Below are 14,376 nucleotides of genomic sequence, written 5' to 3'. Positions count from 1 at the left end.
AGGGAATCCGGGGCGGCTTCGGCCGACGAGCCGTCAGCCGGCCGCCACGGGGTCCAGATACAGCTCGATCACCGGCACGGGTGTGTCGGGGCGCTGGACCGGGAGTTGGAGGGTGAGGGTGCCCGCGGGCTGTCCGCCCATCTCGGTGTTGAGGGCGGGCTCGCCGGGGGCGATCTCGATCCGGGTGATCTCGGAAGCGTCGTTCAGGAGTTGGGCGTAGCGCACCCGTCCAGCGAGTCCCGGCAGGTGCAGATGGCGCAGGGGCCAGGAGAACAGGTGGACGTAGAGCCGGTCACCGCGCTGGGTGTAGCGGCAGTCGGCGGGTGCGGTGTACGGGGACGGGCCGCAGCCGCGGAACGCCCGCTCGTGCAGGTCCGTCCAGCGGCCGAGCTCGCCGAGGGTGCCGACCGCGCGCGGGTCGAGGTCGCCGCGGCCGGTGGGGCCGACGTTGAGCAGCAGGTTGCCGCCCTTGGACACGCCGTCCACGAGCATGCGGATCAGCAGGTCGGCGCTCTTGTGGTCGAGGTTGTCGCGGTCGTAGCCCCAGCTGCCGTTGAGTGTCTGGCAGGCCTCCCAGACCACGGGCCGCCCGTCCTTGGTCATCGGGCCCGCGGGCTGGTACTGCTCGGGGGTGACGAAGTCGCCGGGTAGTCCGGTCCGGTCGTTGACGAGGGTGTGCGGCTGGAGTTCGCGGATCATCTCCAGGAGCTTCGGCGCGTCCCAGTCGTCGGGGCCCTTGCCGCCCCACCAGTGGCGGCCCGCTTACGAGAAGTCGAAGAAGAGGTAGTCGACGCGTCCGAAGTCGGTCAGCAGCTCGCGGACCTGGCCGTGCAGATAGCTCCGGTAGTCGCGGATGTCACGGTCGGCGGTGGCGGCCTTGAACTCCTCGTCGTCGCGCTGGGGGTGGGTGCCGTCCACGGGGAACGACGGGTGGTGCCAGTCGATGAGCGAGTAGTAGAAGCCGACCTTGAGCCCCTCGGCGCGGCACGCCTCGACGAACGGCCGGACGAGGTCGCGGCCGTACGGGGTCTTGGTGGCCTTGTAGTCGGTGAGGGCGCTGTCCCACAGGCAGAAGCCGTCGTGGTGCTTGGTGGTGAGCACGACGTACCGCATGCCTGCGGCCTTGGCGGTCCGCGCCCACCGGACCGGGTCGTAGCGGTCGGGGTCGAAGTGGTCGAAGTACACCTGGTACTGCTCGTCGGAGAGCTGCTCCCGGTTCTTGACCCACTCGTGGCGGGCGGCGAGGGAGTACAGGCCCCAGTGGACGAACATGCCGAACCGGTCGGTGGTGAACCAGGTGGTGTCGGGGGCTTCGGTCGGGCTCACGGGGTGTCGCTCCTTGCGGTCGTGGGTGCTGCGGCGGACGGGTTGCCGGGGTGGCTCAGCCCTTCAGGGCTCCGGAGGACAGCCCGTGCACGAAGGAGCGCTGGAAGAACAGGAAGACGATCACGGAGGGCAGCAGGGCGAGCAGCGAGGCCGCGAGGACCACTCCGGGCGTGACGTCGGGGTCGATCCGCAGGGTGCGCAGCGCCAGCGGCAGCGTGTAGGAGGAGGAGTCCGTGGCGACGAGCAGGGGCAGCAGGTACTGGTCCCAGATCATCGTGAAGCCGAAGACCCCGATGACGCCCAGCGCGGGCTTGCACATCGGCAGAATGATCTGGGCGAAGATGCGCAGGTCACCGGCGCCGTCGATACGCGCTGCCTCTTCGAGCTCCTTGGGCACGTCCTTCATGAACTCGGTCATCACCAGGATGGAGAATCCCCAGGCGCCCAGCGGGACGATCATTCCCGCGAGGGTGCCGATGAGGTTGAAGTGGACGACCGGCAGATCGGCGAGGATCAAGGACAGCGGCAGGGCCAGGATCTCCTCGGGCAGCATCAGCGTGGCGAGGATCGCCACGAGGGCCACCGTCATCCCGGGGAAGACCTTCCGGGCCAGCGCGTATCCGGCCAGGACGGAGACGGCCACCTGGAGCAGCAGGCCGAAGCCGACCACGAAGAACGAGTTCAGCAGGTACGCCAGCACGCCCTGGTCGAAGGCGATCCGGAAGTTGTCCAGGGTGGCGCCCGAGGGGATGACGCTCAGCTGGGTGGGGTCCTTGACCTTGCTGAAGGCGCTGACGAGGAGGGCGAGCAGCGGTCCCGCGAAGACGATCAGGACCAGGAGGTACGTGACGGCCTTCAGGGCCCGCCCCGCGGTGCTCCGGCTCTCGGTCAGGCCGAGTGCGGTCTCGGTCGGCGCGTTCATTTGCTCTCCCTGCGGCGCACGAGGTGGACGACGATCGTCAGGATCAGCGTCATGACGAACAGCAGGACGGCTCCCGCCGCTCCGACGCCGAGCCGGTTCTGTTCGAGGCCGAGCTTGTAGATCAGGGTCATGACGACCTCGGTGGAGCCGTCGGGCCCGCCGTTCGTGAGCAGGAAGACCTCGGTGAACACCCGCAGTCCGCGGATCGCGGCGAGGATGAACAGGATCGAGAACACCGACCGCAGGCCGGGCACCGTCACGTGCCACACGCGCTGCAGCCTGGAGGCGCCGTCGACCTTCGCGGCCTCGTAGAGACCGCGGTCCACGCTCGCGAGCCCGGCGAGGAAGATCATCATGTCGTAGGGGGCCCCGCGCCAGATGCCGGTGAGCATGATCGACACGAGCGACGAGTCAGGGTCGTTGATGAACCCGGAGGGGCCGAACCCCACCAGGCCGAGGACGGAGTTGAGCATGCCGTCCTCGGTCGGGTGGTACATGATCCGCCACAGTTCGGCGACGACGGCGATCGGCACCACGACCGGCAGGAACGCCGCGGAGCGCACGATGCCGAGGCGGCGGCCCTGCCCCTCCATCAACAGCGCGAGCGCCAGGCCGAGGAGCATCGAGCCCGCCGTCTGCCCGGCGGCCAGGACGACGGTGTGCCAGGCGGCCTCGCGGAAGCCGTCGGAGCCGAGCACGGTGGCGTAGTTCTGGGTGCCGACCCACCGGTTCCCGAGGTAGGGCTGGACCTCCTGGAAGGACATCGTCAGGGCGTTGGCCATGGGGATGAACTTGAAGTACAGGAAGAGGAGGAGCGCGGGCGCCAGGAACAGCCACGGCGTCCACCACCGGCCGGCTCGGCGGCTGCGCCTTCGGCAGCCCGCGGCACCTGCGCCGCGGTCCGCGGGTCCCGCTGTGCGGGCGGTCCCCCCTCCGCCGCCGAACGGAGCGCGTTTCACCTGGTCGAGGCTCATGACGCGGCGATTCCCTGTTCCTGGAGGATGCCGGCGAGCTGCTTGTCGAGGTCGCGCAGCTCCTTCTCGGTGTTCAGGCCGCAGTCGGCCATCAGGGCGTTGATGGTCTCCGCGGTGGTCTGCCGGACGGCGGTCCAGTTCGGGATGGAGGGGGCGTACCGGCCCGAGGAGCGGTACACCTCGGCGTAGGTCTGCCAGCGGGGATCGGGGCGGACCTTGGAGACGTCCACCGTCTTGTTGACGGGCAGTTGTACGGTGAAGCCGGTCTCGCCCTTCATGCCTGTGCGCTGCCCCTTGGCGGAGACGGCGAAGTCGGCGAAGGAGTCCTGGCCTGCCCGGTTCGCGGAGCCCGCCATCAGATAGACGGAGCCGCCCTCGGCGAGCACGGTCGCGTCCCTGGGGCCCTTGGGCATCGGCACGACCTCGTACTTGTCCTTGCCGAGCACCTCGTCGAAGCGGGGCAGGAGGTAGGGGCCGACGGCGAACATGCCGGTCCGTCCCGCCTCGAACGTCTCGTTCGTGGGCGGGGTGTCCATGGTGACCGCGCCGGGCTGGATGGCCTTGCCCTCGCAGCCCAGGTCGCGGAACCACTGCACTGCCCGCACCGAGTTCTTCGTGGTCATGGCCGGCCGGTACTTCCCGTCCCCGGCATCGGCGATGAAGTCTCCGCCCGCGGCCCAGAGGAAGTTGGAGAAGTACCAGGAGGCGTAGCCGCGTTTGGTGGACAGCGGGGCGGCGAGGCCGTAGGTGTTCTTCTTTCCGTCGCCGTCCGGGTCCTTGGTCGTGAAGGCCTTGGCCATCGCGGCGAAGTCGTCCCAGTTCTGGGGGACTTCGAGCTTCAGCTTCTCCCGCCAGTCCTTGCGGATGAGCAGCCCTGTGGCCTGCGCCGAGTACGGCAGGCCGAACTGCTTGCCGTCCAGGCTCTTTCCGGAGTCGAGGCCTTGCGCGGTGATCTCACCGCTGCTCTTGATCTTGTCCAGGTCTATCTCACGGAGCAGACCCTGGCTGTGCATGGCGCCGAGCTGTGTCACGTCGTTCATGACGATGTCGGGGAGGTCCTTCTGCGCGGCCCGCTGCTGCAGCTTGGTCTCGAAGTCGTCGAAGATGGCCGTGACCTTGACCTTGAGGCCGGTGGACTTCTCGAAGGCGGCGGCCAGGGCGAGCGTGCCCTTCTCCCCCGGCCCGCCCGGTGTCGTCCTGGTCCACAGTTCGAGCGGCGCCTTGGAGTCCTGCTCGACGTCCGCTCCCGCGGGACCTGATGTACAGCTGGTGAGGATCAGTGCCGATGCGAGGAAACCCGCACCGATCCACCGCGATCTCTGCATCACAACTCCCGTTTCACTGCGTCACAGCCGCCCCTAGTAAGCGCTTGCCGGGGACGCTAACGGGGCGGCAAATCCCGGGTCAATACTCCGATGAATACAAAATTTCCTGATCGACCCACCGAACGCCGTACGCACACTCCCCCTGTACACCACCCCGCGGCGGACCACGCCGCCATAGGGGTGAGGACCTTGAACTCCCGCCCGCCGACTTCAGGTTCTCGCTGCACAGGGCATCGACCCCACGCGTTCACGGCGCGTACACGCGCTGCACGCTCCCCCGACAGGCCGTCCGGGGCGCAGACAACCTCGGTTTCTCCGGAGAGACTTCAGCCATCCACAGTCATCCGATGTATCGTCGCCCGGAGCGGCGAATTTTCGAAATTTCGAACAAGCTGCGCCAACCTCCCACACCCAGACGGACTTTTCCCCACAGGCCCACACGCCCCACCGGCCACCGCGCCGTGGAGCCATATAACTGATGGGCCGTCAGATCAGCAGCCGAGGAGCGTCATCGACATGGACGAGACAGCACGCCGACCGACAGCACTGCTGGTCATGGAGGAGGAACGGAGGGGTGACGTCTATCCGCCCGAGGTGCTCGCCGGCATCGACCTGCTCGTGGGCCGGCAGAGCCCACCGCTCACCCGACAGCAGCTCGAAGAGCACCCCGGCGTGCTGCGCGACACCGAGATCCTGCTCACCGGCTGGGGCGCTCCCGTCCTCGACGCCGCCTTCCTCGCGCAGGCCCCCGCGCTGCGGGCCGTGCTCGTCGCGGCTGGATCCGTACGGCACTTGACGACGCCCGCCTTCTGGGAGCGCGGCATCCCGATCGTCTCCGCGGCAGCCGCCAACGCCGTCCCGGTGGCCGAGTTCACGCTCGCGCAGGTCCTCCTCGGGCTGAAGCAGGTCCACCGCATCGGCCGCGACATGGCCGCCAGCCGCCGGTTCCCGCACGACCCCGAGGTGCCCGGCGCCTACCGGTCACGGGTGGGTCTGATGGGGCTCGGTCACATCGGCCGGCTCGTCGCGGCCCATCTGCGCCGCTTCGACGTGGACCTCCTCGCCACGGATCCCCTCACCCGCGAGGCCACGGCACAGGAGATGGGCGTACGGCTCGTCGGCATCGAGGAGCTCTTCGCCACCTGCCACGTCGTGAGCCTCCACGCGCCGCTCCTGCCCGAGACCCGCGGCTCCGTCGGAGCTCACCTGCTGAACTCCCTGCTGCCGGGGGCGACTCTGATCAACACGGCCCGGGGCGCACTCATCGACGAGGCGGCGATGACGGAGGTCCTGCACGCCAGGCCCGACCTCACCGCCGTCCTCGATGTCACGCACCCGGAGCCCCCGGCCGAGGACTCGCCGCTGTTCACCCTCCCGAACGCCGTCCTGACGCCCCACCTCGGCGGTGCGCTCGGGGCCGAACGCCAACGGCTCGGACACCTCGTACGCGACGAACTCAGGCGCTTCCTGCGGGACCAGCCCCTCCGCCACGCGATCGACCCCGCCCATGCCGCGTCCCTGGCCTGACCCCCGGACTGCCCGCAGGCTACGGGGCCGTCGACCCGGCCGACCGGAGTCTCTCCGCCAGTACGCGGCAGCGCTCGCCGAGTTCCGGCGGGTCCAGCACCTCGAAGTCGTGCCCCAGCAGGAGCACGTGCATGAGCACGGCGTCGAGGCGCTCGCCACCGCTCAGCACCTCGCAGCACCCGCTCCCCCGTGGTCGTACGACCGCGGCCGACGCCGGAATCTGCGCACGCACCGTGTCGGCCTGCGCGTGCACGAGGAAGCGCGCCTGATGCGGATAGACCCGGCTGGCCACCCCCTCCTGTACGTAGGCCGCCGCGTCGGGTGCCTCGCGCGGGCGGAAACGGAAGGTCCGTGCGGAGGCGTCGGTCATCCGGTCGACGCGGAAGCTGCGCCAGTCGTCCCGGTCGAGGTCGAAGGCGAGGAGATACCAGCGCCGGTCGGAGGCCACCAGGCGGTAGGGCTCGACCCGCCGCCTTCCCACCTCATCCTTGGAGGGGTAGTCGAATCCGGCCTCGACCTCGTCACGGCACGCCCTGGCCAGCATCATGAGCACCTCCGGGTCGACGGGCGCGCGGCCTCCGCCGAAGAACTCCACCGACTCGGAGAGCGCGCGTACCTCGTGCCGTAGCCGTGCGGGCAGCACCTGGTCGAGCTTGGTCAGCGCCTGGAGTGCGGCGTCTCCGGCACCGGCGACCGCGCCTCCCGCGCCGGCGAGCAGCGAGACCGCGGTGGCGATCGCCTCCTGGTCGTCGAGGAGCAGCGGCGGCAGGTCCCGCCCCGGGCCGAGCCGGTAGCCGCCGCCCACCCCCTGGCCCGCGTGCACCGGATAGCCGAGCGTGCGCAGCCGGTCGACGTCACGCCGTACGGTGCGCGCCGTGACCCCGAGCCTTGCGGCGAGCTCGGGGCCCGTCCACATCTGGCGTTGCTGCAGCAGACCGAGCAGCGTGAGCACCCGCTCCGTGGTGCCCAGTTCGTGGTCGCGTGCCCCGTCCATGCGCCCAGACTGCCAGGGATGGCGGACCGATGCTGTCCGCCATGGGTGTCACGGTGGCTCCATCAACGCAGACGGACTCAACTGGAACCGGACACCGCGCGAGCAGCGTGAGGCCCGCTTGAGTTGTCCGGCCCATTTGAACTGCCTGCCGCACCTGAACTGCCCGCACACGAATACCGCCGCGATCGGAGCAAGCCGATGAGCCGTCACATCCAGATCACCTTCGACGCCCATGACCCGCGGGCTCTGTCGTCCTTCTGGCGCGACGCGTTGGGTTACGTCCACCCCGGCCCGCCCGGCGTCGACCTTCCCGATGGCGCCGACCCGCTCGCGGCGTGGGGCGACTTCCTCGCGCGGATCGGCGTACCGGAGGACCAGCGCAATTCGAGGTCGGCCATCGAGGACCCGGCGGGGGACGGTCCCCGCGTGTTCTTCCAGCAGGTCCCGGAGGACAAGATCGCGAAGAACCGCGTCCACCTCGACGTCCGTGCGGCTCCCGGACTGCAGGGAGAGGAGCGCATGGCGGCACTGGAGGCCGAGTGCGACCGCCTCGTCGCACTGGGGGCGAAGCGGGTGCGCCGTGACGAGCCCGCTCCCCCGATGGGCGCCGGTCACATCGTGATGACCGACCCCGAGGGCAACGAGTTCTGCCTGGACTGACTCCGCCCTCCCACTCCGCCCTCCCCTCTGTCGTGACGGTGCGTGACGGCTGGACGGGCGAGGTCTCCTTCTCCCGCTTACGTTGAACACAGAGGCCCACACCGTCTGTGACACCGGTGGGCGCTGCACCGACAAAGGAGTGGTCATGGCTGACAAGGGCGGCATGGACAAGATGAAGGGCAAGGCCAAGGAGATGACCGGCAAGGTCACGGGCGACCGCGGCAAGCAGGCCGAGGGCAAGATGGACCAGGCGAAGGGCGACGCCAAGAAGGCCATGGGCGACGTGCGCGACCGGGCCGAGGACGCGCGCGACTCCATGAAGCGCCGCGACGACGCCTGACCTGACTTCACCGAAGCCCCCGCCCACTCCCGTGCGGGGGCTTCGGCCGTTGCGGACGGCTCCCACCACACGGCTCTCCCGGCAGGTGGTCCGGGCCTGCTCTAGGCCGCCACGATGAATCGCTCCGGTCGGCACAGCGTGTCGGACGCGACAGAACCGCCCTCCGGATGGGCGTGCGGCATCGTCGGCAGCGCTCGTACCCGCGGCGGATCACCGCCCAGGTGCGGGCCAGAAGACCGGCGGCCCGCGAAGGAGAGCAGATCTGGTGCGCGGTATGCGCGGAGCGGGACCGAGTGCGCTCGCGGTGGTGCTGCTCGCCCTCCTCGGCGGCTGCGGCAGTGTCCAGGAGCGCGCGGACTCCGCCTCTGCGGCGGTGGCCCGCTTCCAGGAGAACCTGCGTACGCCGGACACCACGCGGGGCTGCGCGGCGCTGGCCCCCGGGACCCGCGAAGAGCTGGAGGAGAACACCGAACTGCCGTGCGCACGTGCGCTGTCCGATGCGGAGCTGCCCGAGGCGGACACGGCGGACGAGGTGCGCGTCGTCGACGTGTACGGGCGTCAGGCCCGGGTCGTGACGAACCGCGACACGTTCTTCCTGTCGTCCTTCCCCGGCGGGTGGAAGATCACGGCAGCCGGGTGCACCGTGCGCCGGGAACTGCCGTACCGGTGTCTGATCAAGGGCGGTTGACGGGTGCGGGCATTGTTCACGCTGTATGTCCTGATGGTGACCGGAGGCCTCGCCTACTGCCTCACGCTGGGGCTGATGCAACGATGAGACGGTTCGGGCGGTTCCTGCGGGACAACGGGCTGACCTTGGTGTTCGGCGCGGGATTCGTGCTCACCCTGGCCGGCCAGGCCATCGCCGGGCACGCCGACTTCAACAACCATCTCGTCGACGAGCAACTACAGCCGGTGAGCTTCGGCGGCTATCTCCTCACCTCCGACTTCGCCGTGGACGTGACGGAGAACTGGCAGTCCGAGTACCTGCAGTTCTTCCTCTACATCTTCGGCACGGTCTGGCTGCTCCAGCGAGGGTCGCCCGAGTCCAAGAAGCTCGACAAGGCGGGACTTGAGGCGGACGAGGACCAGAAGGTGGGCCGGTACGCGAAGCGCGACTCCCCCCGCTGGGCAGCCGCGGGCGGCGCACGGCAGGCCTGGTACTCCCGGTCACTCGGCACACTCATGTGCACGTTCTTCCTGTTCTCCTGGCTGGCACAGTCCGTCACCGGCGTGGCCGCGTACAACGAGGAACACCTGCGGGAACTCCAGGCACCGGTCAGCTGGTTCCAGTACCTGGGCGCCGCGGACTTCTGGAACCGCACTCTGCAGAACTGGCAGTCCGAGCTCCTCGCCGTCGGGTCGATGGCCATCTTCTCCGTCTATCTGCGCCAACGCGGCTCACCGGAGTCGAAGCCGGTCGGCTCCGCCCATGACTCGACCGGGGTCGAAGGCGGCTGAGGCCGCCGGTGGCGAGCCCCGTCGATCAGTGCCGGCCGTCCGCCGGTGCGTAGGGCGGGATCGCCGCCTCGCCCGCTGCCGCGCGCAGGACGTCCTTGAGCATGTCCGGGGTCAGCCGGCCCGTGAACGTGTTCCGTTGGCTGACGTGGAAGCAGCCGTACAGGGTGACCGGGCCCTGGCCGGATTCCCCGGGTGTGCCGGCCGCCTCGGAGTGTCCTCCGGTTGCCTGCGCGTCCGCACGCTCCAGGGTCACCCGCGTGCCGTGCGCGAACCGCGGCCGCGGCTTCGGCACGCGCCACCCCGCCGCGGCGAACGCCGGCAGGGCGGCCTGCCAGCCGAACGCTCCCAGAATCACCGCCGACCGCAGCCGCGGCCCCAGCAGCTCCAGCTCCCGCACGAGCCACGGCCTGCACATGTCCCGCTCACCGGGGGTCGGCTTGTTCTCGGGCGGTGCGCAGTGCACCGGCGAGGTCACCCGCACCCCACGCAGCGTCAGGCCGTCGTCGATGGAGACAGCCAGCGGGCTCGAAGCGAGGCCCAGCTCGTACATCGCCTTGTACAGGACGTCTCCGGAACGGTCACCCGTGAACATCCGGCCCGTCCTGTTCCCGCCGTGCGCCGCGGGTGCGAGCCCGATGACGAGCAGGGAGGCGTCCGGCGGCCCGAACCCTGGCACGGGCCGGGCCCAGTACGTCCAGTCCATGAAGGCGGCCCGCTTGACCCGTCCCACCTCCTCCCGCCACGCGACGAGGCGGGGGCACGCGGCGCACCCCGCGATCCGGGCGTCCAGCTCGTCCAGCGCGTTCACGCGGACCCGAACAGCGCATCGTCGGTGGAACGGACGATGCGCGCCTGCATGTTCCGTTCCATCATCTGCAGCGCGGCGGCGGCGAGATCGCTGTGGATGCTCGCGCAGGCATCCTCGGCCACGACCAGATCCAGGTGCCTGATGTGGGCGTCGAGTGCCGAGTAGAGGATGCACTGCTCGGTCACCTGACCGCAGAGGAGCACGGAATCGATGCCGCGCTGGCGGAGCAGGTACTCCAGCGGGGTCTCGTAGAAGATCGAGTGCCGGGCCTTCACCACGAAGAGCGTGTCGCCGTCGGGGCGGATCGGAGCGACCAGCTCGGCGTGCGGGCCGCTCAGGACCATGTCGAGGAGCTCGTCGTGGTGCGAGCGCCATAGACCGAAATTGTCATTGGCGTAGATCACCGTGATGTCCTCGGCCCGCGCCCGCTCGATCAGCCTGCGGACGTTCGGCAGCACTTCCTTGACCGACCTGCGGAGGGTTTCCGCGTCGGGGTGGTCGTACATGTTGATCATGTCGACGACGATGAGAGCCTTCACAACCATGCCCCGAGTCCATCACGCGCCACACCCGTATCCGCGTTTGCCCCGCCTGAGGGCGCGGTGGCGTCTGCCTCACGGCTTCACCCGTAGACGGTGGGCGTACGTAAATGGTTGGCGCGGCATCCGGATTCGGCGGGATGCTCCCAAGTGTCCGGATCCTGTCGGGAGAGGGAGTTGTGATGACCGCTGGCATGTCGGAGCCGTCCGGGTCGCGGCCCGAAGTCCGTGTGGCGGGCGGAGCGGTGCGCGGACTGCGGGAGGCGGGGGTGTCAGTCTTCCGCGGCATCCCGTTCGCCGAGCCGCCGGTCGGCGGGCTGCGTTTCGCCGCGCCACGGCCCGTACGCGGCTGGGACGGAGTGCGGACGGCGGCGTCGTTCGGACCGCCGCCCCCGCAGGGCGGCCACTTCGGCATGGACGTGCTGGCCCGGGAGGTGGTGGGCGACGACTGGCTGACGGTCAACGTCTGGTCGCCGGAGCCGGGTCCGGGCGCGGGGCTCCCGGTGATGGTGTGGATCCAGGGCGGCGCCTACACGATCGGCATGTCCGGCCTTCCCGAGTACGACGGCGGCCGCCTCGCCCGGGAGGGCGGCGTCGTCGTGGTGACGTTCAACTACCGGGTGGGCCTTGAGGGTTTCGGGCAGATCGAGGGGGCGCCCGCCAATCGGGGACTCCTCGACCAGGTCGCCGCCCTGGAGTGGGTGCGTGACAACATCCGGGCCTTCGGCGGCGATCCGGACCGCGTCACGGTCTTCGGTCAGTCCGCGGGCGGCGGGTCGGTGGCCGCGCTCCTGGCGATGCCGCGCGCGACCGGGCTCTTCTGCCGGGCCGTGGCGCAGAGCGTGCAGGGCACGTTCTTCTCGCCGGAGCTCGCCGCCGACATCACCACGGCCTGCGCCGCCGAACTGGGGCTGCGGCCCACGGTGGAGGAGATGTCCACGGTGGATCCGGCCCGGTTGTCGGCCGCGGGTGACGCGGTCGGCGCCAAGATGGAGCAGTGGGCTGATCGCTGGGGTCCGGTGGCGCACCGGTCGATCACCTTCTCTCCGGTCGTGGAGGGGGATGTGCTGCCGGTGACGCCGTGGCAGGCACTGGCCGACGGCGCGGGACGTGGCATCGAACTCCTCGTCGGTCACACCCGCGACGAGCAGCGGCTGCTCACCGCACTCGACGGGCTGCTCGGTCAGGTGACACCGGAACAGGCGGAGACCGCTCTGCGTGTCTTCGGCCCCGGCGGCTCCGCCCTTGACGGCGATGACGGCGGTGACGGCGCACGTCGCTACCGCGACGCCTTCCCGGCCGCGGGCCCGGACGAGCTGCACGAACTGGTCCAGTCCGACTGGGTGTTCCGCATGCCGAGCCTCCACCTGGCCCAGGCCCAGAGCGAAGCCGGTGGCCGCGCCCACGTCTACGAACTGACGTGGTCCGCCCCGGGTATGGGCGGTGTGCTCGGCGCCTGTCACGGGCTCGACGTGCCGCTCGTCTTCGGCAACCTGGACCGCGGCCAGCCCGCCGCGCTCATCGGCGAGGGTCCGCCCCCGGAGGCGGCCGAGCTGTCCGCTCGTATGCGTGCCGCGTGGACGGGCTTCGCCACGAACGGCGACCCCGGCTGGCCCGCCTACGAAGCCGAGCGGCGTCTCGTGCGGCTCTTCGACACCCGGCCGAGTGTCACCACGTACCCGGAAGAGGCCTCGCGCCGGATCTGGCAGGACCACACGTTTCCGGTTCTGCGCCTCCTCTGAAGCCTCTGGGGCGGGGCGGCGACCGTTCGTCGCCGCCCCGCCCTTGCCGCTCACTCGTCGACGGCCGAGCCGAACGCCGCGCGGGTCGCCGGGGCGCCGAGGGCGGCACCGCCATAGGACCAGGAGCCGTCCGCCACCAGGCCCTTCGTGCTCGCGGGCAGCACCCAGACCGCTCCGTCACGCGTGTTCTCGCCGGGAGCCGCAGCGATCAGCTCGGAGCGGCCGTCGCGGTCGGTGTCGGCGAGGCGGATCTGCCCGCCCCACCCGTCGCTCTCCTCCACCACGCCGGGAACGTACGCGGTGTTCTGGTCGAAGGACTGCGCACCTGTGCCGGTCAGGCCCTCGGCCGAGCCCCGCAGCAGCCAGACGGCGCCCGCGTCCCGTACCGTCCCCACGTCCTCGCCGGAGGCGCCGACGGCCACGTCCGCGTAACCGTCGCCGTCGACGTCGTCCACGGACAGCTCGCCGCCCCAGTCGTCGCCCTCCTCGGCCGTGCCCGGAACACCCGGGGAGTCCTGCGTCCACCACTGGGGCGCGTTGTCCGGCTCCTGACCGACGGGGCCTTCCTCGCCGCCGTAATAGACGCCCACCAGACCTCCGTTCGCGCCCTGCGGCTGGTCGGCGGAGGTCTTCGACTGACCGACGACCAGGTCGTCGTACCCGTCGTTGTTGACGTCGCCCGACGCAGTGCCCAGGCCGCCGTTCAGGTCGCGCTGGTGGGTGACAGCGCTCTCGCCGCCCGCGAAGACGGACGACCAGCCCTGCTTGTAGCCGTCGTCCGGGCTGTAGCCGGAGATGACCAGCTCGGCGTAGCCGTCGCTGTCGTAGTCGCCGGTGGTCAGATAGCCGGGCTGGATGGCGGTTCCCGCGGGGTGCTCCGTGGTGTCGACCGAGTCGGTGTGGTGCAGCGTGCCCCCCTCGTAGGTGAAGAGCTGGGCGCCGCGCCGGTCGAGCACGGCGACCATGTCGTTGGGAGTGGTTCCGGTGAAGCGGGCCGCGGTGACGGACATCCCGAAGCGGGCGCCCTCCTCGGGGGATGCTGCGGCGAGGTTCAGCACACGGTCGGTACGCAGTCCGGTCTTCGAACCGAACAGGACCGTCACACGGCCTGCGTTCTCCGTCTCTCCCACGTCCTCGCCGGGAGCGCCGATGAGCGCGTCGTCATATCCGTCGCCGTCGAGGTCACCCGTGGCGACGGCCGAACCGAAGGAGTCGTACGTCTCCGAGCTGCCGGGCACACCGGCGGTGGACTGGCTGAACACGGCCGTACGGGCCTTGGGGACGCTGTTGTTGACGCCGATGCCGTTGGCCGCGCCGTACTGGACCGTGACGTACCCCGCGCCCTCCTTGCCGCTGACGGTGCCGTCGGGCGCGCCGATCAGGACGTCGTCGTAACCGTCGCCGTCGAAGTCGGAGTTGCGGTCGGCGGCGCTCGTGCCGCCCGGCACGCCTGCCAGGGCCGAGGGGGCCGCGGCGATGCTGACCCCCGTCAGGAGCAGGAAGGACGCGGCCGCGACGGCCGCGGACGTCTTGGTGCGGCGGGATCGGAAGGTGGTGCCGGTTCTGGTGCTCGTGTCGGTGCTGGCATCGATGCTGGTGCCGGTCTCGATGCTGGTGCCGATGTACGTGCTGGTCATGGCCTGCTCCCCCGAAGGTCTGATGACGCATGCATGAGCGCAAAGATCCGGGCATGTGGCGCTATCACTCGGTAAGTGCCCGTTCCTCACTGACGCCCAGTTCGACCTCGGAAGCCGTAAGGGA

General features: G+C 70.2%; 13 protein-coding genes and 1 pseudogene. 6 read left to right on the top strand and 8 right to left on the bottom strand.

Annotated elements, in window-relative coordinates; genetic code table 11:
• Positions 1 to 33: 33 nt before the first annotated feature.
• From OG302_RS38715 to OG302_RS38700, 4 genes and pseudogenes are all read right to left on the bottom strand, one after another.
• A pseudogene (locus tag OG302_RS38715) lies at positions 34 to 1,272 on the bottom strand (alpha-L-fucosidase).
• Between the two features lie 109 nt (positions 1,273 to 1,381).
• Entirely contained in the window at positions 1,382 to 2,248 is an 867-nt protein-coding gene (locus tag OG302_RS38710; protein WP_361839403.1) for a carbohydrate ABC transporter permease, read from the bottom strand.
• Positions 2,245 to 3,222, bottom strand: a complete 978-nt coding sequence (locus tag OG302_RS38705; protein ID WP_371749423.1) for a carbohydrate ABC transporter permease — start codon at positions 3,220 to 3,222, stop codon at positions 2,245 to 2,247. Before OG302_RS38705 ends, OG302_RS38710 begins: the two co-directional genes overlap by 4 nt.
• On the bottom strand, positions 3,219 to 4,547 hold the full coding sequence (locus tag OG302_RS38700) for an extracellular solute-binding protein (RefSeq protein WP_371749422.1): 1,329 nt from the start codon (positions 4,545 to 4,547) through the stop codon (positions 3,219 to 3,221). The genes OG302_RS38705 and OG302_RS38700 overlap by 4 nt, the downstream gene beginning before the upstream one ends.
• Positions 4,548 to 5,063: 516 nt before the next feature.
• On the opposite strand from OG302_RS38700, the gene OG302_RS38695 reads away from it, so the two are divergent.
• A complete protein-coding gene (locus tag OG302_RS38695; RefSeq protein WP_371749421.1) occupies positions 5,064 to 6,074 on the top strand; it encodes a hydroxyacid dehydrogenase in 1,011 nt (336 codons plus the stop codon).
• A 19-nt stretch (positions 6,075 to 6,093) separates the two neighbouring features.
• Here the strand turns inward: OG302_RS38695 and OG302_RS38690 are convergent, their stop codons facing one another.
• The gene (locus tag OG302_RS38690) at positions 6,094 to 7,068 is read right to left on the bottom strand and encodes a helix-turn-helix transcriptional regulator (protein WP_371749420.1); all 975 of its coding nucleotides are present in this window, start codon (positions 7,066 to 7,068) and stop codon (positions 6,094 to 6,096) included.
• A 198-nt stretch (positions 7,069 to 7,266) separates the two neighbouring features.
• Here OG302_RS38690 and OG302_RS38685 point away from each other — a divergent pair, with 198 nt between their 5' ends.
• From OG302_RS38685 to OG302_RS38670, 4 genes are all read left to right on the top strand, one after another.
• Positions 7,267 to 7,728 (top strand): VOC family protein, encoded by a 462-nt coding sequence (locus OG302_RS38685; protein WP_371749419.1) that lies wholly within the window; start codon positions 7,267 to 7,269, stop codon positions 7,726 to 7,728.
• 145 nt (positions 7,729 to 7,873) lie between these two features.
• The gene (locus OG302_RS38680) at positions 7,874 to 8,068 is read left to right on the top strand and encodes a CsbD family protein (protein WP_371749418.1); all 195 of its coding nucleotides are present in this window, start codon (positions 7,874 to 7,876) and stop codon (positions 8,066 to 8,068) included.
• 274 nt (positions 8,069 to 8,342) lie between these two features.
• Positions 8,343 to 8,756: a hypothetical protein gene (locus OG302_RS38675; RefSeq protein WP_371750363.1), complete on the top strand. Its 414-nt coding sequence runs from the start codon at positions 8,343 to 8,345 to the stop codon at positions 8,754 to 8,756.
• 83 nt (positions 8,757 to 8,839) lie between these two features.
• Positions 8,840 to 9,526, top strand: coding sequence for a DUF6766 family protein (locus OG302_RS38670; protein WP_371749417.1), 687 nt, complete (start codon positions 8,840 to 8,842; stop codon positions 9,524 to 9,526).
• Positions 9,527 to 9,551: 25 nt separating this feature from the next.
• On the opposite strand, the gene OG302_RS38665 is transcribed toward OG302_RS38670, so the two are convergent.
• Together OG302_RS38665 and OG302_RS38660 are read right to left on the bottom strand one after the other, a co-directional pair.
• Positions 9,552 to 10,334: a uracil-DNA glycosylase gene (locus tag OG302_RS38665; RefSeq protein WP_371749416.1), complete on the bottom strand. Its 783-nt coding sequence runs from the start codon at positions 10,332 to 10,334 to the stop codon at positions 9,552 to 9,554.
• A complete protein-coding gene (locus OG302_RS38660; protein ID WP_371749415.1) occupies positions 10,331 to 10,879 on the bottom strand; it encodes an isochorismatase family cysteine hydrolase in 549 nt (182 codons plus the stop codon). The genes OG302_RS38665 and OG302_RS38660 overlap by 4 nt, the downstream gene beginning before the upstream one ends.
• 176 nt (positions 10,880 to 11,055) lie before the next feature.
• On the opposite strand from OG302_RS38660, the gene OG302_RS38655 reads away from it, so the two are divergent.
• Positions 11,056 to 12,615: a carboxylesterase/lipase family protein gene (locus OG302_RS38655; RefSeq protein WP_371749414.1), complete on the top strand. Its 1,560-nt coding sequence runs from the start codon at positions 11,056 to 11,058 to the stop codon at positions 12,613 to 12,615.
• Between the two features lie 50 nt (positions 12,616 to 12,665).
• Here the strand turns inward: OG302_RS38655 and OG302_RS38650 are convergent, their stop codons facing one another.
• Positions 12,666 to 14,252 (bottom strand): esterase, encoded by a 1,587-nt coding sequence (locus tag OG302_RS38650; RefSeq protein WP_371749413.1) that lies wholly within the window; start codon positions 14,250 to 14,252, stop codon positions 12,666 to 12,668.
• Between the last annotated feature and the right edge of the window lie 124 nt (positions 14,253 to 14,376).

Origin of the sequence: Streptomyces sp. NBC_01283 (assembly GCF_041435335.1) — a bacterium.
GTDB lineage: Bacteria > Actinomycetota > Actinomycetes > Streptomycetales > Streptomycetaceae > Streptomyces.
The sequence above is the reverse complement of the archived record's forward strand: the minus strand, read 5'-3'. Positions and strand labels throughout refer to the sequence as shown.